Source organism: Shewanella sp. LC6 (assembly GCF_006385735.2).
In the GTDB taxonomy this organism is placed as follows: domain Bacteria; phylum Pseudomonadota; class Gammaproteobacteria; order Enterobacterales; family Shewanellaceae; genus Shewanella; species Shewanella xiamenensis.
This window is the reverse complement of record NZ_CP043902.1, coordinates 52,253-75,281: the sequence shown is the minus strand read 5'-3', so window position 1 is coordinate 75,281 and position 23,029 is coordinate 52,253. Positions and strand designations below refer to the sequence as shown.

Sequence of the window (23,029 nt, the reverse complement as noted above, 5' to 3'; positions counted from 1 at the left end):
GGCAAACGGTGGCCAGCCTTGGCACAGAATAATGAATGGGGCGTAGAAATCCGTTGGGTGGTATGGTATCCCTTTGACTTAACATTGTGAATGTTGGAAATACGAGTTTTGCAAATGAGCGCACAGGTTTTACTCATTGGGAACGGTAGTGGCGAGATACCCGCAATACAAGAGGAGTTGACTATTGGCTTTAACGGGCAGGCAAGCGTCAATCCTCACCGAACATTAACGGTATATAACGGTAAACTTGCCCAAGCGTATCTCAGCGCAGCAGTCCCCCATGGCGACATCACAAGATTAACGCTGACCGATTGCCATACTATCGAGTCGCACTCGACACCAGAGCTGCAAGTCAACGGGAAAATTCAGCCGATTGAACGACAGTTTGCGGTACATTCAGACGGTGCTAGCCTTGAAGCCGACTTTCCGCACCTGATTTAGGAATAAATTTGCCGATACCGTTCGCCTAACACGTCGAGAATGATCTGCTGGTCCACTGTGAGTCCTGTGACTTGAGGTGGCGCCTCTCCCAACTGGTACTCGTGCACCCCGCCAAAGCGTAAAAAAATCCACCGCGCAGTCGGTTTTTGCGTGGGTTTCTTTTTCATGTCCGCCACACTCCGGTTCTGCTCTACTAAGCCCTGCCGGATCCGGTGCTCCAGCGCCGCATAAATCATCAGGCTACAGGTCATCACCATCAGCAACGCTTCGATACGTTCCGGTTTTTTAAGATATAACGAGGAGGTTAAAAATTCGGGACTTTTCAGAAACCTAAAACCACGCTCGACATTCTGCTGGGCTTTATAGGTAGCCAACAGCTCAGCCATGGTGAGCGTTTCACTGTGATCATTGGTCGCGAGGATGAACACCCCTGTCTGGTTGCGCGCCTCAGCCACCCGCGCCAAGCTACTTGCGGCTAACCCCTTGATGTGAAATTGGTAGTTCACCGGCATTTCACCCTTTTGCGGCCTTCCGCGCCCTGCATAGATAGGTTCACTCACGACTTCTGCTTCTAGTTGCAGCAGATTTAAGCTGACAGCAAAACGGGCTAATTCAGCCTGCGCATCGGTCTCGCAGGCAAAACGCTGGGCACATAATTTGTTGAAGGCTTTCAGTTCACGCGTGCTGTCTTTCAGTAGGTTTTTGGCTAATGTTTGCTGCTCACGGTGGCTGGCCTGTTCGCTGCGCACCAGCAACCAACGCTGCGCGACGTCGGCATAATTGGCGCTTTGCCAACAGCCATGATAGCCATTGCCCAGCGCAACCAGCGACTGGGTGCCAATGGTTGCCACGGCTCGCTTGGCTTCATTGAGGGTGACAGGCACACGAGTCACGAACAACTGTTGCTGTTGTGCCAGTAGTTGCAAGGTGTCGGCGCAATACAGCGCCGCATCGCCGACCAGATAACGACTCTCCTGCGCGGCCTTGAGACTGCTCAAGTGGCGCCGTACCGTCTGGGCAAAGGCCTTGGTATCATTACTATTACCACTCAAGGCTTGCATGTAGATGGGCAGGCCGGCCTGATTTTCACAGATAAGCTCCAGGATAACCTGGTTTAGCTCTGGCCGATGGTCGCGGCTATAGCCCCGTACCAATTGCAACTTACCGAGCTGCTCGCCATCGGCTTGGTCATAGGCGCCATCGACGTGGAAGCTGGTGATATCGAGGTGTACTGCAGTACTTTTGAGCCCCAATCGTTCAACGACCTGCTCCGCCATCACCTGATAAAGCGTGCTGACATCGGCCTCAAAGAGGGCATCAAGGCAGCGGCCGAGCACATCATCATTGAGGTCATCGGCACAGATCCCCGGGCCAATCAGGCGTTCTACAGGCTTGTTGGCAAAGAATTGCGGGAACATGTGCAAGGTCGAACTATGAAAGCCAAGACCGTTCAGTATCATCGCCACCAACGCTTCACCATGTGAGACTTTGTAGGGCGGCGTTTTGGGTAGCACCGCATCAATCATGCGAGCAATGCCGAGTTCTTGGCAAAGTGCAGCGACCAAACCAAGGTGGTCGAGGTTACGGATAGAGATAGCGGGAGCGGCCATGATGAATTACCTGCAAAAGAGAGTAATAGATCAGAATGACCGATCGCCGTCAAGTTTTTTAAATCGAAAATTAGGTGCGGAATGACGGTTGAAGAGCGGGCAATGCTTAATCACTTAAGCGCTATTGCAATCAAACAGGAGCAACTGCTTGGTGCTTGGCCTTCTTCAGGGTTTGCGGTGTTAGGATGCCTTGTGGCCTTGGCGGTTCCCCTTAGAGTGTGCCGGATGAATCTTTTGCCGTCGTTAAAGCGAGAATTAACCTTAAGCCCTCGCATGCCACTGCCAGCCGTGTTTCATAACTGGCTTGGTGAACGGCGATTAGCCATTGAGTGGTTGATCGGCAACGAGTTTGATAATTCCCCCATCGATTGGCCTAGTTTTTGGCTGCCAGCGCCAAGCCAGCCGATGCCCACTGAGCCTTCACTTCCTGTTGAGGCATTACTGCATGTCACCCACTGCAGCAAAGCCGAGGGACAAAAGCTATGGCAACAGCTGGCCAGCAGCGATGTCGGAAGCTGGCTTGAGAGCCTAACCAACAGCCCTGATACGGGTACGTGCCACCAGCCAGAGGCGCTGCTTGCGGCAGAAAAGCTGTTCTATCTGCCACGGAATACCCGAGAGACCGCCCTTTGGTGGCTTTACGATAACGAGGCGTCCGTTTGGGTCAGTCAGGTGCATTACAAGCTGGCGTGGCTGTGGCAAACGCTGGCGCTTCGCTCCCGGGGGCTTGTGGTGCCGGACTCAACGAGGGCATGGCCAGGATCTCCTCGATAAGCTGTCGCTCTCTTGCCTTTTCGTCGCGGCCATAATCGCGGCGCAGATGCCAGCAGGCGTAGCCATCGTCTAGATACAGTGGGTTTAACGCAAGCTCGGCCATGGGCAACATGGTCAGATAGTCGGTCACGGTATCAAACCATGCACCATCGGGACGTTTGAAGTAGTCCAGCGGTACCCTAAGAAACAGAGAACGGGTGAACACCCGCAGGTGACTCCAGACATTGGCGCCCGCCGCTTGCCTTGGCGCTTTATAATCCGGTCGGTACAACCTCAATGGCTTATTGGGGCGATACATGGGCATCTGGATTAATTCAGCGCCTTCAGCCCTCGCGTTTAACAGTATGTCCACCACCCTTGGGTGCATCAAACAGTCGTCCTGATCCAGTACGGCGATAAGACTATGGTCGTGCTCACACAGGGTATTGATGGCCTGCAGGAAGTTGGGCATTCGGCCCTGGTGGCTCAGGTGGCGCACAAGTGTGGTACGTGGCATCAACTCGGCCAGCAGCTCGGGGTAACACCAGTTGTGAGCCCAGCCGCTGGCATCATCAATAAGCACTATGCCGAAGTTCTGATTGTGCTGCATGCGCAGCGAATTCAGACACCTTGTCAGCAAACTTACGTCGGTATACCGACCTTTAAGCAGGAAGACCAAGGGTTCGGCACGTTTGGGATAGTGCCAGTCTGCCGTGGGTTGCCAATCGAACGCTTCTTGCTGGGCATGTGGCTCACAGCCCTGGGCAATCAAATCTGCCGCCCGGGCGATAAGCGGCAAATGCTTATGTTCATTACGAGGATGCACGTAAAAGGTGGCCGGATCGCCACCGCGAAGTGCGCGCAATCCTTGTCTGGCCATATGTGCCTGCAAGGCCCGGTGCCAAGTTAAACGATAGCGCCCCTCGGCTATGGGATTGGCGATGGGCAGTTGCGCTTTTATGCGTTTAAGATCCAGCAGCCCAAGCCTGACTTCTGGCGCAAACTGCCCCGGTTCACCGTGGTAGGACAAAAACTGGCGGGTTGCTTTGGGAATATTAAAGCCTACCGCAAGCACAGTGCTTGGCTCTGCGGCATAGAGCATGTCTGCCAAATAGTCATGCTGCCAGTCGCGTCGGCCGATCATGACATCCAAATCGCACTGCAGCACATAACGGGTATCTATTTGCCCGAAAGCCCAGATCTGGGGAAACAAGGGGGCATTGTCCTGAGTATGCGTATGAATATCAGCACAGCCACCCTGCTCAACCGCATCCGTCACCCCGAACCAGTGATGACAGGTCGCCTGAACAACACTCTGAGATGTGGGCGACAACAGCACTTCATCGATAAGCCCTGCCTGTTTCAACGCCTCGGCCTGGGTAATGACCGAAGTGAGATCCGCTTCAGCGTATTGCCGTAAAAAATCGCCTGCGTGGGTATCTATCAGCAGCAACCTTTTGGCAAACCTGACCGGATATTGCAAGTGAGTCACTATGTGCTGCACCTGCGTTGTGAGGCTTTTGGCATCCTGACCACAAGCTTTCATCAGCAGACTGACATTGTCAGCAGTTGCCCGGCATTCGGGCTGCCGGATATGCAGGAATTGAGCATCGTGGCTTTGGGAGTCTATCTGACAATGCGGGTGCAAACTTGCCACCAACTCTGCGTAGAAGGTTGCAAAGCCCGGCAGGGCTTCAAGCGCTTCATCCTGGCGGCGAAAGCTGTGCCTGCGCACCCATTCTTCATCTTTATTTCCCTGTATACCAATGGAGTACAGGCGGGCGCACATATCCTGAAAATTGGAGCTGGTGAGCGGCCGAATATCCTTGCCGATATCAATGTAAAATAGCGCTCCCTGCTGAGATAGAAACAGGTTTTCTCGCTTGATATTGAGGGCGCTAACGCCGTTTTGATACATGGCTGACAGAAAACCGGTTACCTGTTCAGCCGTGAGGTGCTGTCCGGGATGACTGCCGGGCACAAACGGCGTTTGGTACTGCCAGCGGCCATCACATTTGCGCCAACGTACCTTGGGGATCGGTACATTTTTATGTTCCAGCAGGTGCTGCAAGCGGCTGACTTCGGCATCATCAATCGCCCAGGGATAGAATTCCTTTATAACCTGATTGTGCTGTCTCCAGACAGCGCCTTCCATACCTACCCCAAGCAAGTCTCTTTGGTGAGTAACAAGCGCGGCCCAGCTGCTGGTAGCGCTGGCCAGACGGGTTCTTTGCTCCTGCCATATAGACGACTGCTTATTCGAAGCTGAGTCGGCTCCGGATAATGAATAAATGGCGTAAATTGGCTTAGGGTTTACCGCAATTCTTTTGCCGAAACGCATTAAAAGCCGAGCTAACAGCCAATGATCCTCCGCACTTCGAATATTGGGATATCGAAGACCAATTCCAGTTTTTAGTAATAAATTACAGGAAGGTAACTCTCGACATTGGTGACCTTCAGCAAAGCGCTCAATAAAATGGGCTAATGCAACTGGCGATAGCAATTCAGTGGGATCGGCAATATTAGCCTCAGTCAGGATATTATCCCCAATACGAAGGTAATTACTTCCTATTGCAGCAACGAAGTCGCCATTCGCTGCAGCATGCCAAAGGCTTTCAAGGCTATCGGCATAAGCCAGTTGATCATCAGCATCTAGCCTAGCTACCCATTCGATATTCGGATTATCATCCGCCCAATCCAGTAACAGATTTCGCGCCCTTGCAGGTGAGCCACATTCAGCTCGAATAACAGTAACAGATGGATGCGATAATGCATCAGTGACATCCAATTGCCAGCCGTGTTCACTACTATCATCCAAAACCAAAATCTGGGCCCTTTTTTGTTGCACCAAAGTCTGGCTAAACGCACTATTCAATGCCCGAATAAGTTCTAGTGGCTGATTTTTATGTGAAATGGATAGCAGTATCGGTGCTAGCTGATACTCTGCTGAAGCCTGCTTGATCAGACTTTGATTTCGGTTACAGAGGACTTCTTGGTAAATCGCGGGGGCTTTAGGTTGATAGTGTGACAATTGATTTTTCCATTAATCGATATTCTTCCATGATGTCTGCCTCACTGATATGAAACAGTGTTTGTATGCGGTCAAAAAAAGCCTGCATATCTGCAGGCGACATCCTATGTCCGTGCAATCTTAAAAACTGCGCACATCCTTTGCGTTTTTGGGGCGAATTCGGAGCAGAAAGCGCAAACTCTGATTGATTACAGTGCCAGACTACAGTCACCATACCTGTATATCTAAAGCGATTTGAGGCACGCAGCAACATACGAATAGCCAAATCCCTATCGTTACAACTGATTAGGCCATCCGTATATCCACCAGCAGCTTGTATCGCCGTAAGTCGCACAAAAGTGTTTGAGCCCTGCCAACCTGGATTTTTTACCAGAAAGTCACTGTACTTCAGATTATTAGGGATAGTAGTAGCAAGAGTGTTTCCATGCTGTCGGATTTCGATACCCGATATCACAGCATCTACATTATCGGCCGTCCGTTCGATACACATTTCAACATGACGTGGCATCCATATGTCATCATCGTCCAAAATACTTACCCAGGCATCAGGAAATGAAGCCTGAAGATAATCTAGGCCTGTATTCCAAGCTCCAGCAGCACCTGTTGCACGCTGGTTGTGTAAAAAAGTCACAGGAATGCCATTTAAACATTCCTCAATCGCTAGCTTTTCAGTGATTGAAAGTGGTTTGCGATCGGCAACAATAACAACCCGATCAGGAATGCGTGACTGTGACACTATGCTTGGCAGAGATAACGACAGCAAATAATCACTCGTTGGTCGAGTAGCCAATAAAGCGACTACAGGCAAACTTATACTGCTTCCCATAAAAACTCACCTAACTCTTCCAATACCGTATCTAGCTGATCATCTAATATTTGGTTAAGTCTTTTGGCTCCTCCTTCGAATGCAGGAGTCTGGTTAATCGTTTCTCTATCAATAATCGCTTCGTGAACCAATTGTTTGGCAAGACGATCAAGCCACTTGCGTTGATTCGGATTCCAATTATGCAATGCATAAATTTTATGCATTGCTTTGGCAACCCGTTCGTCGAATGAAACCAACGGTTCTCCCAATGCTGCACGCCGAATATGGCCGATGATCCCCGCTGCAATTTCATGGTTAGTTTTACCACGCCAAGCTGTTTTAAGATTGGTCTCACTGTAACCTGCACCATCGAGCAGCATACGAATTTCTTTAAGCTGTTCACGAGTGAGATCTTTAGGACGATTAACAACGGTCATTAGTGCGGCATGCTGATTTATGCGCTCACGGATGTAACTATCAAAATCACTCAGATAGTCTTCAGGTCTACTACGGCCACCATAGGCTTGTTCACGCAGCGTCAGTTCATCTTCATGATAGGAGATAACGGGTCGATACTCGCTTCCAATGAGAGCTTGTACTTGTTCTAACTGAGCGATCAGCGTTCCATGTTGTTTAAGAAAATGACTCGCTTGCTGAGGACCTATGCTGTGTAAATGTTGATGTAATTTTCCTGGTTCAACACCCCAGACATTGCCAAGCTCAATTAGCTTCTGTTTAAGGGCTGGATAACGCTCAGCTTTATTTTCAGCCTTACGCAATACTCGCATCAGTTTTTGACTGAGTTGACTAAGCACTGTATCGGCCTGAGACTCATCAGCCTCATCGCCTGGAGCTTGTAGCGCCTTAATGAGCAGTGTTTCGTCCGTTAGTTCATCAATCAATTGCTCAATGGTGATATTGGGATTTTTTACGAGCGGTTTCATGGTATTCACTTCAGCTAACGCCGCATAAATATCAACTGGGTCGTAAATTTTAAATACAGTCTTGCCAATATCATCGCAACGTCGCGTCGCTCGTCCGATCATTTGTTCATACAAAATACGCGATTTAACTCGGCGCATGAAAACTAAATGACAGATTTTAGGTACATCAATACCTGTAGTAAGCAGGTCTACTGTGATAGCAATATTGGGGTAGCGTTCGTTTTTATAACGGCGAATAAGTTCAGTCACTTTATCGCTTTTTCCAGTAATTTTAGCCACTGCGGCTTGGTTATAATCGCCGTTATAGAGAGCTTGAAACTCTTCATCCAAAATACGCTTAACCATATCAGCATGCAGGTCGGTGGCGCAGAAAATCATGGTTTTCTCTTCACCAAATGGATCTAACTCCTGAACTAATGCCTTACAGATAACTCGGTTAAAATTCTCACTAATGACCCGCTTATTAAAAGCATTAACGTCAAAATTCAATTCATCATCAAGCTCCGCAGACTCAATAGTCCCAGTTGACATATCAATTGATGTGACGGTTTCGCCTTTCACGAAGTTTATACCGTTTTGAGTCAGTAGTGTTTCATAACGGATGGGAGGCTCATGGTCGATCAGCCAGTCTTCTGCCACCGCTTCACGATAAGAATACAGATAGACAGGCTTACCGAAAATCTCGCTAGTATGCTTAGCTGGTGTAGCTGTAAGGCCTATTTTTACCGCGTCAAAATATTCAAGTACTCGGCGGTAACTTGAGAGGTATTGGGTGGCATCGCGGGTTTCGATTTCACCATCAGTCATATCTTGATCAAGGGTATAACCTCGGTGGGCTTCATCCACAATGATACAATCAAACTCATCCACGGTAGGAGGTTCATCACTAGCAAAGATACGCTTAACCATGGCCTGCACTGTGGCAACCTGAACACGAGTTTCGGCCTCTGCAGCCATATCTCCCAGTTCGGCAATATTGTATATCGTGGACAGGGTTTTGTTCTGCTCAAGTTTTGCCTCTTTAAAAGCATCGATGGCCTGTTCACCCAAGGCGGTTCTATCCACTAAAAACAGAATACGTTTGAATCGCTCGGTTTTTAAAAAGCGATACATCAATCCGATGATGGTACGCGTTTTACCCGTGCCAGTTGCCATGGCAAGTAGACATTCACGCTGCTCAGCCTCGAGCGCAATTTCCACCTTTTCAATGGCTCTTTGCTGATAAGGACGAAGCTTCAAGTAGCCAAAACCTTCTTGCTTAAGTTTAGCTTCGGCATCTAAGCGGTTACGTTTAAGCAAATCAACAAGCCCATCCGGAGAATGGAAACTTTGCAGCGCTCGGGCAAGATTTGCACCACTGCGAACATCTCTAAACCAAGTTCCAGATTGCTCTGCAAGTTGTTTTACAAAGGGTCTGCCGTTGCAGGAATATACAAAAGGAATAAAGAACATGTCGCTATCGATGGACCAAGGCGTGTTGCGCTCTTCAAGTAGCCAAGGCCCTGGCAAGCTACCGAAAACAAAACCTTTGCTATAGCGTTCAGCTTGCGGAATAGCGCCTGCAACGTTGATATTTTCACGTTTTGCTTCCACAACTGCGATAGGTATTAAACCAACAAACAGAACATAATCAGCTCGTCCCCTTTGCCCACCTTGGGTCGGCCACTCTGCGATGGCTAAATTTTTACCCTTTTGAGGCCGAGCACCTTTGCGATAATCCAAAAGAATAGAATCAGCCTCCCAGCCTGCTTCTATTAGCTGCATATCAATAAGCATTCGGGTGCTTTCTTCGTCCAGCGTTATTGATTTTGAAACCCGCTTAACCTTACTGCTCAGTTGCTTTATGTCAGTTTGTTGTTTGGTTGCAGCCTCTTCAGTCTGGTTCTTCAGTTGTGTTTGTAATTCAGCTAACCGATGTTCAAACTGCTGTTGCTGGTGTTTGAGCTCAGCTTCATGAGCCTTGGCTTGGTCAGCTAACAACCTAGACTCAGCATTCATCAACTCTGCCAATTGCTGGTATTCAGCCTTTTCCCGCTTCAAAAGCCCCGTAAGCTCTGCATTTTGCTCAAGCTGGCAATTTGCTTCGAGTAATTGGTTTTTCAGCTGAGCAATATGATCTTGCAACTGAGTTAATTCGGCACTGGGATCTTTAGGCGTGATAAAAGGCCCTGGACTGAAAGACTCGGCACCTTTTGCAAAATTACGGTGAAACCATACAGCCAAGTCCCGCGCCACTTTCAAACCTGCGAGAGCCTCTTTATGGCGGGTTCTGAATTGGTGTACAGCCACATTGCCAGCTTTACGCAGGCCATGGAACAAATTAAGAATTAAAGGCTCTAGCTGCAGTTCTCGACTAATCAAAAACAGTAAGTCGGCCTGTGTAGTTTGTTGATCAAATTTTAGATGGCAACGCGCAGCAATATCTTGCGTTAAGGCCTCAGCCAATTGCCTCAACTTGACAAGAGTGGTATTGGGGTCTGCAGAAAATGAACGCTCCGCACCATAGGCAAGCTCAAAAAAAACCGGGTCGTGCTCCCTAAGAAAAGAGAAGTTACTAAAAATGTCCTTTTCGTCAGCCATCCAGGGCGCTCTCCAAATGAAAACTCTGCAAGAGATTAGGCCCTGATTTTGCCACAATAATTTTGGCTATTACCAGTAAAATGATTGGAAATACAGCAAGTAATCCCAATATTTAAAAATGATTAGATCGATTTAACCCATTCCTCTTGAACAGAGGTTTTTTAGCCGTTGAGGAACGGTTCTCATCCCATGCAACACCTTAACTCTAAACAACATACAGCTGCGAATCAGTTAATAGGGTTTTAGTGTCATCCAGTCAAACCCAAATTTAGCTAAAAATATTCAAAAACTTTCAAACTGACCATAACCGCCTTGATTCACACATAATAGCTCCAGATTCAGACGAGTATCGGTAGACCCCAAACAACCGTTGATATGCAAAGGAGCATATATGAGCATTGACAAATCCGTCGCACTTGGCATTGCGGGTAATGAACTGTCCAAGCAAATCACCAACAGCTCTGAGGTGTCCCTAGGTCGAACCTTGGTCGCCACGGGGTCTGGTGCAGCACTAGGTGCAGCCACAGCAGGAGTTCTGACAGTGGGAGCCGCGGCAGCTGGAGTTGCAACCGCACCAGTGACAGTCCCCTTAGCAGTAGCTGCTGGGCTAGTCTCTTTCATCGCAAGCCGCTTTGACTAAGAGACTCTTCAATAGAGCTTCTCAGCGATTGCGCCATTAGTCACCTAGCTATGGCGCAATCACAGACGAAAATAAGGAGCCTCCTCATGCCTTTCCCAATCGGAAAAGTACTAATACGCTGCCCTAACTGCCATTGGGAACAAAGCAGTTATCAGCCTTCAGATGCACTATTTGGTATCCCCGATATCTGCCCACAGTGCCAATATCCCAAACTAATCCTTACCCCACAGCAATCAAGCTTAAAAACGATATTGCTACGCAAATTGGGGTTAGAAAAATAACAGCGCTTCAAATTCCATGAGGCCAATTCAATTTCACGAGCGATGTACTGAAGGATCCCCTCATAAATCAGCCATAGCATAGCCATATTTGAGCAACTGATTGGCGAATAATACCCAGGCCGCCAGCAATTCTTTCTCCGTGATTTGATAATCAGGCCGCCTGAGTACCTCCAATCCCAAGCGAATCGTTGAGAGTACCGTTCGATGCCCAATGGTATTGGCCTGAAAATGCTTATCCCAGCCCTGTTGCTGTGCGTGTAAACCAACTAGCCACAACAGGCATTGAACCATCAACGCTATCAGTAGGATGATGTCGAATCGCTCTGGACTGTTGGTACGACTTTGGCGTAAGCCAAAGCCGTATGCCGGGCTTTTGAGGTCACGAAAGGTTTCCTCTATTTGCATACGTTTGGCGTACAGGTTTACCAGCTGCTTTGGGCTCCGAGATTCTGGTGGTAAATTGCTGGCTAACACCCAAGGCTCTTTCGCCGATGTTGAGTACGTTTTTGCCGATGGATGGTGGCAATTAGTCCTCGTTGAACGCTGATTTGTACGCCCCTTAGGTTTGCTACGATAAAGCGTGAGATGGCAATTGATAGGGTTAGTTTTGGTCAAGGTCTTACAACCCAGGCTCTTCGCTTGACCGTTGGCCAAGTCATGTGTACTGCGAACTGCACGCCAATTTTCAGCGCCAATATCTGCAAATTGAACTGTACCGCGAATACGGCTTAGCCAAAACCAACCATGCGCCTCAACCTCTTTGTACCAAGGCACTTTGAACCCCGCGTCAGTCACGATGAGAGGGGTAACATGCAAAGGTAAAATCTTGGCTAAGTCCGCTAAAAAACCGTTGTGGGAGGCCTTAGAGCATTGTTCTGATAGGGGATAGGACTTCTCATACAGGGTAATAGAGCGGCCATTGAAGGCTATTGAGGCGCGCAGAGCCATGATGCGTTTATGCTCTCGGATGTCTGACCAATCGACGAGCACAATCGGCATAGGGTTACCAGAACAGATGAGGCTGGCATGCCATTGGTAGACAGCTAACCGTTCTTGATGCAGATGCGTGTTGCCGAGCAAACGATCAATGCGCTTGATGTTGTGCTTGGTTCGGGCCGTGGTTGGTAAATTTCGACCTAACTCAGTCAAGGTCAGTGTCTTACATTCAATCAGTGCCTTAGAGGCCAGCATCAAGCTGTTTAATCGTTTTAGGTGAAGTTCTGGGCAGTATTGGTGTAAAGAATGTTGTAGGATATTGGCTTCGCGCATCTTGTTGTCCAAGTGTAGTTTTTGGAGAAACCATTTGATCATGCAACAAGATGCGCTTCCACCCTAATTTGATGATTTATTTGTAAATCATCAGGGGATTCTTCAGAGCGATGTATCTAGCACAAGCAGAAGTTGCAATACATAGGAAACATTATACCAACCACATTAAATACACAATAAATTCATATGCTTAATGAGGCAAGTGTTACAGCATTCAAAGAATACCATACTGCTTTGCATTTGTTAGAGAGCATAGCCATTGTCAGCGAGGTCAGCACCATGTCAGAGCAGCTCATTCTTATAGCCTATGATATTCAATGCCACAACGCCCGCAGCGCCGCACTACGCCAACTGAGAAAAGTCGCCATCAGTTATCAGGACTCGGTCTTTGAATTACATTTAACCATCCCTAAACTGCAACAGTTACTGCATAACCTCCAAGCTCTCATTAATCCCAACGATAGCCTGCTAGCTATACCCCATTGCCTGCTGGCAATTAGGTTGTGGCATTCAATCAGTGCAAGGTCAACTGCTAGTGATACGCTAATGACTACATTATTAATAGAAAAACATGGCATTACCTTGGAGTACGCCTCTGACGTCCTCGTTATGCGTGAACCCGATACGCCACCTCGCACCTTGCCACTGGCGCGTATAGACAAATTAATTTGCCTCCACAACACCCAACTCACCACCCAATTACTTGGCCAACTGCAACAACGGGGGATCGATTTTATTGTCATAAACAATCGTTACTCAGACCACAGTGTGGCCCTATACGCTAACACTCATGGCAACAGCATGCGCCGCACAGCCCAATACGCGCTACAACTCAATGACGCCATTCGCCTACCCTTAGCAAAATCTCTATGTCAGCATAAATTTCATCAAAGTCTGCGCGTACTCGAAACATATTCACCACACCGGATTCAAAGCCAATTACAAATAGCCTCAGAAAGCTTACCCAACTGCATAACAGAACAACAGTTGCGTGGGCTTGAAGGTAGCGCACAAAGAGCATTATTCCAATATTGGCGTCAATCACTCGATCCAAAATGGGGATTTGAACGGCGCCAACGCCGACCACCGCCCGATCCAGTCAATGGTCTACTTTCACTTATCTATACCTTGGTTCACCATGAAGCCATCCGCCAGTGCAAACAATTTGGCCTTGACTCAACACTTGGCATATATCACCGGCTTTCTTATGGTCGCCACTCCCTCGCCTGCGATCTCATGGAGCCAGTCAGACCATGGCTTGAGCATTGGCTGGTCCAATTATTAGCAAAGGATTTACTCAACCTACGCCACTTTACCCAAGGTAAACAAGGCTGTTACCTAGGTAAAACTGGCCGACTCCTGTTTTACCCACAATTTGAAACCCAAATGCCCAGCATTCGCCGTAAATTGGCAGCAAATGCCCGCTGGTTAGTGCAACAACTTAATCAAGGCATAGCACAGGGCCATGTAGCCCTACCGGAATTTGAAAATGAGCAACCATAAATACCAATTTTTAATTTGCTACGACATTCGCGAGCCTCGGCGGTTACAAAAACTACAACGCTTACTACGCCGCCACTGCTTAAAATTACAGGCGTCTGTATACCTATTTAAAGGTAATAGCCAGGCTGGCGAATCCCTTAGGCAACAAATTAGCCAACATATCGATCGCCGACAAGATGATGTGCGGGTTTACCAGTTAAGTCTTCACTGTTTGTGTGAATTTTACGGCCTACTCCCTTGGCCAAAGGAAATATTTTATGCCGATCTGCCCGTTTTCCGCCATCAGCCACTGATTGCACATGCTGCGCAAGCAAAGTAGACTAACACTGCTCTTTAACAATTAATTGGCACTAACACGATAGACCAAGTAGCGAGCCATTTTTATGCTTAAAAATCAATCAAGCGAAATGCGTTCAAAAACATTGATTTTAAAAATAAATTTTTTGAGTTAGGCTCTCAAAGCAGCCCCGACTTATAAGGGGATTAAGACCGTAGCATTTCAACCCCGTGAGCAGCGAGCTGTGCTCTCAAAGCAGCCCCGACTTATAAGGGGATTAAGACTTATAAGCCATTTACGCATTTCCTTTTATTAAACTCTCAAAGCAGCCCCGACTTATAAGGGGATTAAGACCTCAAATGCGAACTGGTCTTGCAGATACTTAGCTCTCAAAGCAGCCCCGACTTATAAGGGGATTAAGACTGCCGCCCTTAAGCGGCAGTCTCTTCTAATATCTCTCAAAGCAGCCCCGACTTATAAGGGGATTAAGACCACCTTACTTATACCGGTTTTTACGAATTGTTGAACTCTCAAAGCAGCCCCGACTTATAAGGGGATTAAGACCTTGGCAGGCGGTGTGGCTGCCGACAGCAATACTCTCAAAGCAGCCCCGACTTATAAGGGGATTAAGACTCTTCTTCATTTAACAATTCACCACTGACTTTCTCTCAAAGCAGCCCCGACTTATAAGGGGATTAAGACCAACAAATCAGAAACGATTTTACTTAGTTTACTCTCTCAAAGCAGCCCCGACTTATAAGGGGATTAAGACGGCTAAGCAAGCGCGGATGATTGACATAACACCTCTCAAAGCAGCCCCGACTTATAAGGGGATTAAGACGTAGGAATTTTCCCGTTCTCAACTGTTGCTTTCTCTCAAAGCAGCCCCGACTTATAAGGGGATTAAGACATACTTTGGATGATGTGCCCAGATGACTTCAGGCTCTCAAAGCAGCCCCGACTTATAAGGGGATTAAGACCCAGATTTGCCGTCACTTTGGCATCGTTTTAGCTCTCAAAGCAGCCCCGACTTATAAGGGGATTAAGACGCACGCCACGTACTGTGGCTATGATCTTTTGTCTCTCAAAGCAGCCCCGACTTATAAGGGGATTAAGACGATGTTAACGTGGCAACAAAGTGATTCTAAGCCTCTCAAAGCAGCCCCGACTTATAAGGGGATTAAGACAAATGGAACTACACTAACAACGACGATACTGGCCTCTCAAAGCAGCCCCGACTTATAAGGGGATTAAGACGGTGAGGTCTTGCCCGGTGATCATCAGGATACCTCTCAAAGCAGCCCCGACTTATAAGGGGATTAAGACCATCAACCACCATATCCTTGATGCTTGTGTTGCTCTCAAAGCAGCCCCGACTTATAAGGGGATTAAGACATAACAAGTGGCATTGAGTTATACTTTAGTTACTCTCAAAGCAGCCCCGACTTATAAGGGGATTAAGACGCCCCAGCTGCGTTTCTGTCGCTTAGTGAGTCTCTCAAAGCAGCCCCGACTTATAAGGGGATTAAGACGTAAAGTCTTCATCCTCTGCGCTCAACTTAACCTCTCAAAGCAGCCCCGACTTATAAGGGGATTAAGACGTAAAGCTTCTTGTGTACGATTATACATTATGCTCTCAAAGCAGCCCCGACTTATAAGGGGATTAAGACACCGTATAGAAACTTAATCCACGGTTTTCTTTCTCTCAAAGCAGCCCCGACTTATAAGGGGATTAAGACTTTTACTGCTAGACGGTCGAACATAGGATTGTTCTCTCAAAGCAGCCCCGACTTATAAGGGGATTAAGACTGTAGCTCGAATGGGCACCCCGACTTATAAGGGGATTAAGACAAATCACCTTTAAGCGCAACCCATGCCTTGTCTCTCAAAGCAGCCCCGACTTATAAGGGGATTAAGACCACGTACGATGAGTCATACGTTTGTTTTGTTGACTCTCAAAGCAGCCCCGACTTATAAGGGGATTAAGACCACGTACGATGAGTCATACGTTTGTTTTGTTGACTCTCAAAGCAGCCCCGACTTATAAGGGGATTAAGACAGCCTTACCAGCCACCATAGGGCTTACAAATGGCTCTCAAAGCAGCCCCGACTTATAAGGGGATTAAGACCTACCATATCTTTGATGCTGGTGTTGATTGTCTCTCAAAGCAGCCCCGACTTATAAGGGGATTAAGACATTTGAATCAGAACCGCTTCTTCCCATTCTTGTGCTCTCAAAGCAGCCCCGACTTATAAGGGGATTAAGACCATGTACCTATTCCCATTTGGATTTTGGTTACTTCTCTCAAAGCAGCCCCGACTTATAAGGGGATTAAGACTCGTAGTAATCAATAGCAGCAGGACCATCAACCTCTCAAAGCAGCCCCGACTTATAAGGGGATTAAGACCGGCGCACTGTATCAACAGACAAATCTTCTGGCTCTCAAAGCAGCCCCGACTTATAAGGGGATTAAGACTACAGCCAACTGCTGTTGGACCTCCTGCAACACCTCTCAAAGCAGCCCCGACTTATAAGGGGATTAAGACTTCCTCATGATAGTAAGTGGCGAATCTTTTCTCTCTCAAAGCAGCCCCGACTTATAAGGGGATTAAGACTCAAAACTTTGCCCCGTCTTTTCGTGATACGCACTCTCAAAGCAGCCCCGACTTATAAGGGGATTAAGACTCAGTCAAATGCCTAACTGGAATGCGAACGTAACTCTCAAAGCCGCCCCGACTTATAAGGGGATTAAGACGGTATTCTTTTGAGCAGACTCAAGCTGCTTTAACTCTCAAAGCAGCCCCGACTTATAAGGGGATTCTCTGTTTGCAACTTATTCCTGCCAGTTTCATCTATATACCACTTACAAGTTTTTAATTGCCCTTTGTGAAGGCCTTATTCGGTATGCTTTTTACATTAGTGCATCCGCTTAAGTCACAGCGATTGACAAAACAGTGCTATTACAAGGTTTGCCCGTATGACATTAAGCCATCCACCCTCTGTTGCACTTAACCACTATATCGCCAGTGTATTACTCGAAGGAAATATCGATTGATAGCGGAAAAATCTAATGGTCGATAGATATACACTCATAACTTTTAACCTTATAAAATCATAACGTTAAAAAAAATAACAAATTTAGATATCAATCATTTTATTTGATGATGTAATCGCTTAAGCTCTGTGCTCTGGTGCTTATCACAGGGACAATTTTATAGGGATGAACATGATAAAACCGCATCAAACGTTATTACTCGCTGTCACGGGTAATTCTCCACAAATAGTCACTGAAACCTTATATGGGATATTTCAGCAACAGCTAGAATGGCCCAATCGTATTGTTATCATAACAACCCAAATCGGGGCGGCCACAGCAAAACGAACTCTGATTGATGAAGGCAAACTTGCCGCGTTATGTACTGAATGGGATTTACCGCTACCCGCGTTTAGCGAACAAGATCTACTGGTGATTACTGGCGCAGAGGATAAGCCAGTAGATGATGCTCGCACCGAAGAAGATCAAACTGCTTTAGCGGATTTTATTACTCGCCATGTTGCACAATTTACCTCAGATACCCACACCCGTGTGCATGCCTCAATTGCCGGAGGACGAAAAACCATGACCTTTTTCTTAGGTTATGCCATGACGGTATTTGGGCGAGATTTTGACCGTTTAAGCCATGTACTGGTATCTGAGCAATTTGAAAGCCTAGCGGATTTCTATTACCCCAGCCGCAACAGTCACCTTATAACCAATCGCAATGGTGAGTATTTGGATACCGCCAACGCCGAAATCATGCTGGCTGAAATCCCGTTTGTTAGTCAGCGCAGTATGTTAGGCGAAGCCAACATTCGTCATTTTGCCAGCCTAGGTTACAGTGAACTCGTTAGGCAAATCCGTCTTGCTAATCGTCCAAACGATATCAAACTGCACTTTGAATTTGATGTCACAGCACCTTCAGTCATGGTTAATGATCTCAGACTCGATTTTAGTAAACATCGTTTAGAGTTTGCTTTTTACGCCATGTTCGCGCGTCCGAGGGACGAGTATGAAGATCCAATTGAACGCCCAAGTGATGCAACCAATATTACACTCGTGACTAAAGCACTGTCCTATGAACTGACGCTGTTGATGCGACCGAATGCTGATGCACATAAAGAAGAACCGAAATTTTGGGAAGAGATGGAAGATCTAGCCGTGATTGATAGCCGCACTAGAATTGCCATTTTAGAAAATCCACACACTATTGGTATCACTGAAAAACAATTCGATGCCAGAAAAAACAGCCTATACAAGTTCCTCAAGCAACATGTTCCCCAAGCTTTGGCAGATATTCTAATGCCGAGTAGTTCAGGAAAAAGCAAACAATATCGAATGAACTTACCCCCTGAACAAATTAGTTTTTCAGTGGGTTAAATGGCGACGACTTAATTAGCCTTGCTCTGACATGATTTAAGCCCTGATTTCACCTTGAAGCCAAGATCATTAAGGCAATATACGTTTACCGAAGTAGTTAATCACTGATGATGAGATCTCTATGGAAGAGATGCTGCATCTAGTTTTAGCCCCACATATAGGTGGGATAGTCATTTGCTCGAGGAGGTGAGCTCGTGATCCAGACTCTTGTTGCAGAACTGCAGGTATCTGCCCCACTTATCATGTCGGGGCACACTTCATTGGAGAAGGGCGACTCCATAAGACCCAGCGCCATCAAGGGCGCGCTGCGTTTCTGGTGGCGCGCCTTACAGTGGCCACGGCTTCGCGAGAGCCATACCAGTGACCAGAATGCGCTCAAAGCGCTACATCAAGCTGAAGCTGACCTCTTTGGCGCAGCTGCTGGAGAGAGCGGCAAGCAGTCGAAAGTGCTGCTACGGATCGACGCCAAACAGCGGCTCGATGCACAGGCTTTTTCCAAGGGGCAAGATCTCTCCAAATCCCATCCCGGGGCCGTCTATCTGATGGGCCAGGGGCAACATCAACGCAATAACGGTAGCCTGTGCGCTGGATTGCAGTCCTCAGCGCCCATGTCACTACGTCTTAGCTGGCGCGCCGACACGCTTAAGGATGACGAGCAGGATGGGCTGGTTCGGGCTGTGATGGCATTGGGGCTGCTCGGTAGCGTCGGTGCCCGTGCCCGCAAGGGGTTCGGCTCACTCTCCCTGCAGACACTCACCTTGAACAAACAGCCTTTGCCGGTTCCCGCTAATCTGGCCGAGTTGCGCCACTGGTTAGCTGATTTACCCCGAGGCACCACCGATGAATTGCCCCCCTTTACCGCCTTCGGGCCCACCAGTCGCAGCTGGGTGCTCGGGCTGAAACCTGCCCGCGAGCCGCTAGCGCTGCTCAATGAATACGGGCTGCAGATGATGCGTTACCGTCTCTCCGACAAGAGCGCATTCGCCGGCGGTCAACAGGGACGAGGGCTGTTCAAGGGGGATAGCCGTTCTCTGCGCGCCGTTACCGAAGGTGGACGACCGGATAAAGCGCCGCAGCGCGCCGTGTTTGGCCTCCCCAACAACGTCTTTTTTATCGACAACAAACAGACCGTTGAGGTCAACCCCGGTCAGCACGAACGACGCGCCTCCCCGCTGCTGGCGCATCTTCATCGCTTTCCAAACGGCGACCAAGTCATGCTGGCAACCCTGCTACCTGCACAATTTTTGCCCGAGGGTGAAGAACTTGGCATCAAGCATAAAGGGAAGACCCACTCCCTCCCCTTTTCCCCCGCCTGGTTGGTAGTCGAGGATTTTATTAAACAATGTGGCGGTGAGGAGTTGACTCGATGAACCAGAGCCATTTTCATTTCACACTAGGTCCGGTACAGGCCTTTGTGGCACAAGCCCGCCGCACCCGCGATTTCTGGGCGGGCTCCTTTCTGCTAAGCTGGCTCTCTTCGGTGGCCATCAAGTCCGTTGAGGCACAGCAAGGGGAGATCGCCTTCCCTAAACCACAGCCCGAGTACATGGCCTGGCTGGTCGGTGAGGGTCATGGCGAGGCCCCCAAACAAGGGACCATTCCCAACCGCTTCAAAGCACTCAGTGCCAGAGTTGAACACCACTTTGACCCCATGATTGTCTGCAGCAGCGTGCAACAAGCCTGGCAAGGTCTGGCCGAACGGGTGTGGCAGGGGGACTTCGCCCCGCTCGAAGCACAGCTGGGTGAGGAACGCCTAGCCGCCACCCGCGCTATCTGGGATCGCCAGGTCCAAGGGTTCTGGGAACTCAACTGGGTGCTCAGTCAGGATGCAACTGTCAGTAACTTGCTGGATCGCCGCAAGAACTGGCGCAGCCACCTGCCACCCGCCGAACCTGGGGTTAAATGCATGCTGATGGAGGGATGGCAGGAGCTTTCAGGCCTTGCCACACCAAACCGGCAGGGGCTCACGCTGTTTTGGGAGACGGTGCGTCATGGCCCCGCTGCAGAGCTGATGGTAGATATTCGCGAAGGGGAGGCGCTCTGCGCCCTAGCCTATATCAAGCGCCGTTTTGCCCGCTACTTTGCTGAGCTACAGTTGCAAATGCCCGGTGAGTGGACCTTGCACGGCTGGCCCCTGCCCAGCAGCGTCCCCAGTCTGGCCCATATTGCCGCCAGCCGCTGGCTGGAGAAGATGGTCAAACGGGCCAACAGCTCGGGGCATCGTGATCTTTTGACATCTTTTTTGCAGGATCTGGCGTCAGCTCGGCTCGATATCGCTAACGAACGTGAGTCGGCCCTGCCAGGTATAAGGAATAAGGCAAGTGAAGCAGGATTGGATGATGTAGCCACTCTGGATGGCACCCTCTGGTTTGCCACCCAGTTGGTTCAAGAGAGGGACGAAAGCCTACGTCTGCGCCAACGCCATCAAGCTGATAAGGCGCTGCAGTCACTCAACCATCTACAGAAGTGTCCCTCAATCGGCACTCCACACCCCTTCTATGCCGTATTGCTGATGGATGGCGACAGCCTCGGCAGTCAGATGAGTGATCCTGCCAAGCAGGCAGGTATCAGTGCAGCCCTCAACCGCTTTACCGAACTGGCACCGCACATTGTCGAACGCCATAACGGTTTTCTGGTCTACGCCGGAGGAGATGATGTGCTGGCCCTGCTCGGAGTCAGCGATGCCATGGCCTGTGCAGCCGACCTCAGGCAGTGCTATGGCGACTGCTTTGCCCTGCAGAATCGCCAACGCCAGAGCCACATCGTCAGCACCCTCTCTGGTGCTATCAATATCGGTCATATCAAATGGCCACTGCGGGCCTTGCTGTTTGATGCGCATCACCTGCTCGATGATATCGCCAAAGAGACGACGGGGCGCGATGCCCTGGCCATCCGAGTCTGGAAACATGACAAGCCACACCTTTGCTGGAGCCAGCCTTGGGACGTTTTACTGGGAGAACAGGGAAACCGGCTGGAATGGCTGCTCGGTCACTTCGCCCAAGGAGTCACCAGCAACAGCTTCCTGTTCAAGCTACAGAAACTCATCCAAGAACTGCGTCTCGACCAGCCCCACGGCTTTGGCGAGAAAGCGCTCGCCAACCTGCTCTGGGCCGAGTATCGCCAGAGCCTCGGCACCGCGCCCAAAGAGCAAGCACTCGATCAACACTGGTTTGAAGAGCTGGTGAGCCTGAGCACTCCCCACGTCAGAATGTTGGAAAATCAGCAGGCAATCATGACGCCACGCAAGGTACTCACCCCAGATGCAGCCCTGCTGCTACGCTTCCTGCACGAGGCCTATCTGGCTGCCGATCATACTGCAGTGCAATCTGCTTTGGAGCAAATATGCTGACACTCGCCTTTCACCCAGTAGATACTTGGTTTTTCCGTGAATCACGTCCGATGGATAGCCAAGGCGGCACTACTCTTGGCAACCAGTTCCCCCCTTCGGCGGCCACTCTAATGGGAGCCCTGCGCACCCGTCTTGGCGATATTCTGGAGGCCGACTGGGAAGATCTCACCAGCCTGCCCGTCTGGTGGGGGGATGCTGACCAGTGGGGAACACTCAAACTTGAAGGTCCCTGGCTGAGACTGGATGGGGAGGACTATCTACCCTGCCCCGCCCACCTGTTACGCGGCAAGGAGAATGACGCTAGTTATGTCATGCTGCAGCCTGGTGATGTTGTAAACTGCGATCTGGGCAAAGTCCGCCTGCCGGCTCTACCCGAAGGTGCCCCACCCGGCGTCAAGACGCTGGAAGATCACTGGTTGCCGCAAACTACATTGGCCTGCGTGCTGACAGGACAACTGCCTCCGGCCAATACAAAGGTGGTTTCAACTGCAGAGTTACTGGCCGATGAGTATCGACTTGGGATCGCCATCGATAACAGCAAGCGTGCCGTGGTAGAAGGCCAGCTTTATCAAACTCGCCACCAACGCCCCCGCCGGGAACTGGCCGTGATGGTCACTCTGCATGGCCTCCCCACCGAACAGGAGCAGGCATTGCAACGTGATCTGGCTAGCCAGCCGCTGCTACGCCTCGGCGGTGAAGGCCGCATGGCCGAGGTGCGAGTGGTCGATAGGCCAGCTGTTACGGCGCAGGGAATGCCCCCAAAACAGGCTAAGTTACTGGCCATGACCCTAGCACCGATTCCAGTTACCCCGCAGCAGTGGCCACTGCCTGGGTTTAACAAACACAAGCTGCAAGGGCTGGATTGCTGGCACGGTGAACTGGCAGGTTATCCGCTGTCGCTGATCACTATGGTCTGTGGCAAGGTGAAGCGCCAAGGTGGATGGGATCTGACCCGCCACCAGCCACGCCCGGTACACAATCAGCTTCCGGCAGGCACACTATTTTTCTTTAACGATGCACCCCTGCCCGGCGAGACACACATGCTGACACTCGATATCGCAGGCCAGCGAATTCCGTTGGCTCTGGGCTGGTGGCAAGACAATCAAACCAATTCTCACAAGGAGTGAC

The 23,029-nt window shown here is 49.3% G+C and carries 14 protein-coding genes and 2 CRISPR repeat arrays; of the genes, 9 read left to right on the top strand and 5 right to left on the bottom strand.

Annotated elements, in window-relative coordinates:
- Window positions 1-114: 114 nt before the first annotated feature.
- Window positions 115-441 (top strand): hypothetical protein, encoded by a 327-nt coding sequence (locus FJD32_RS00315; protein ID WP_140906719.1) that lies wholly within the window; start codon window positions 115-117, stop codon window positions 439-441.
- Here the strand turns inward: FJD32_RS00315 and FJD32_RS00310 are convergent.
- Window positions 438-2,051: an IS1634-like element ISShes12 family transposase gene (locus FJD32_RS00310; protein WP_205403019.1), complete on the bottom strand. Its 1,614-nt coding sequence runs from the start codon at window positions 2,049-2,051 to the stop codon at window positions 438-440. The genes FJD32_RS00315 and FJD32_RS00310 overlap by 4 nt on opposite strands.
- An 81-nt stretch (window positions 2,052-2,132) precedes the next feature.
- Here FJD32_RS00310 and FJD32_RS00305 point away from each other — a divergent pair, with 81 nt between their 5' ends.
- A complete protein-coding gene (locus FJD32_RS00305) occupies window positions 2,133-2,825 on the top strand; it encodes a hypothetical protein (protein WP_140907669.1) in 693 nt (230 codons plus the stop codon).
- Here the strand turns inward: FJD32_RS00305 and FJD32_RS00300 are convergent.
- Genes FJD32_RS00300 through hsdR form a run of 3 tightly spaced genes read right to left on the bottom strand, consistent with a single transcriptional unit; the run spans window position 2,716 to window position 10,164 of the window.
- Window positions 2,716-5,835 (bottom strand): glycosyltransferase, encoded by a 3,120-nt coding sequence (locus FJD32_RS00300; protein WP_140907670.1) that lies wholly within the window; start codon window positions 5,833-5,835, stop codon window positions 2,716-2,718. The genes FJD32_RS00305 and FJD32_RS00300 overlap by 110 nt on opposite strands.
- Window positions 5,816-6,661: a glycosyltransferase gene (locus tag FJD32_RS00295; RefSeq protein ID WP_088586281.1), complete on the bottom strand. Its 846-nt coding sequence runs from the start codon at window positions 6,659-6,661 to the stop codon at window positions 5,816-5,818. Before FJD32_RS00295 ends, FJD32_RS00300 begins: the two co-directional genes overlap by 20 nt.
- Window positions 6,646-10,164: a type I restriction-modification system endonuclease gene (hsdR, locus tag FJD32_RS00290; protein WP_140907671.1), complete on the bottom strand. Its 3,519-nt coding sequence runs from the start codon at window positions 10,162-10,164 to the stop codon at window positions 6,646-6,648. The genes FJD32_RS00295 and hsdR overlap by 16 nt, the downstream gene beginning before the upstream one ends.
- A gap of 391 nt (window positions 10,165-10,555) precedes the next feature.
- Here hsdR and FJD32_RS00285 point away from each other — a divergent pair, with 391 nt between their 5' ends.
- A complete protein-coding gene (locus FJD32_RS00285) occupies window positions 10,556-10,804 on the top strand; it encodes a hypothetical protein (RefSeq protein WP_088586283.1) in 249 nt (82 codons plus the stop codon).
- A gap of 341 nt (window positions 10,805-11,145) precedes the next feature.
- Here FJD32_RS00285 and FJD32_RS00280 read toward each other — a convergent pair whose 3' ends face one another.
- Window positions 11,146-12,354, bottom strand: coding sequence for an IS4-like element IS10A family transposase (locus tag FJD32_RS00280; protein WP_001206290.1), 1,209 nt, complete (start codon window positions 12,352-12,354; stop codon window positions 11,146-11,148).
- 279 nt (window positions 12,355-12,633) lie between these two features.
- Here FJD32_RS00280 and cas1 point away from each other — a divergent pair, with 279 nt between their 5' ends.
- The 6 genes from cas1 (at window position 12,634) to FJD32_RS00250 (ending at window position 23,028) form a co-directional block, all read left to right on the top strand.
- Complete coding sequence (cas1, locus tag FJD32_RS00275; RefSeq protein WP_181160252.1) at window positions 12,634-13,857, top strand: CRISPR-associated endonuclease Cas1; 1,224 nt, start codon at window positions 12,634-12,636, stop codon at window positions 13,855-13,857.
- Window positions 13,844-14,176, top strand: a complete 333-nt coding sequence (gene cas2 / locus FJD32_RS00270) for a CRISPR-associated endonuclease Cas2 (protein WP_140907674.1) — start codon at window positions 13,844-13,846, stop codon at window positions 14,174-14,176. The genes cas1 and cas2 overlap by 14 nt, the downstream gene beginning before the upstream one ends.
- Before the next feature lie 134 nt (window positions 14,177-14,310).
- Window positions 14,311-15,944: a CRISPR direct-repeat array (repeat unit 37 nt; unit sequence CTCTCAAAGCAGCCCCGACTTATAAGGGGATTAAGAC).
- A gap of 4 nt (window positions 15,945-15,948) precedes the next feature.
- Window positions 15,949-16,960: a CRISPR direct-repeat array (repeat unit 37 nt; unit sequence CTCTCAAAGCAGCCCCGACTTATAAGGGGATTAAGAC).
- Between the two features lie 401 nt (window positions 16,961-17,361).
- Window positions 17,362-18,552 (top strand): CRISPR-associated ring nuclease Csm6, encoded by a 1,191-nt coding sequence (gene csm6, locus FJD32_RS00265; protein ID WP_181159884.1) that lies wholly within the window; start codon window positions 17,362-17,364, stop codon window positions 18,550-18,552.
- A 194-nt stretch (window positions 18,553-18,746) separates the two neighbouring features.
- On the top strand, window positions 18,747-19,922 hold the full coding sequence (gene cmr1 / locus FJD32_RS00260; RefSeq protein WP_140907675.1) for a type III-B CRISPR module RAMP protein Cmr1: 1,176 nt from the start codon (window positions 18,747-18,749) through the stop codon (window positions 19,920-19,922).
- Complete coding sequence (gene cas10, locus FJD32_RS00255; RefSeq protein ID WP_140907676.1) at window positions 19,919-21,901, top strand: type III-B CRISPR-associated protein Cas10/Cmr2; 1,983 nt, start codon at window positions 19,919-19,921, stop codon at window positions 21,899-21,901. Before cmr1 ends, cas10 begins: the two co-directional genes overlap by 4 nt.
- Window positions 21,895-23,028 carry a type III-B CRISPR module-associated Cmr3 family protein gene (locus tag FJD32_RS00250; RefSeq protein WP_122040768.1) on the top strand — a complete coding sequence of 378 codons (1,134 nt, stop codon included), beginning with the start codon at window positions 21,895-21,897 and terminating at the stop codon, window positions 23,026-23,028. The genes cas10 and FJD32_RS00250 overlap by 7 nt, the downstream gene beginning before the upstream one ends.
- The last annotated feature ends 1 nt before the right edge of the window (window position 23,029 follow it).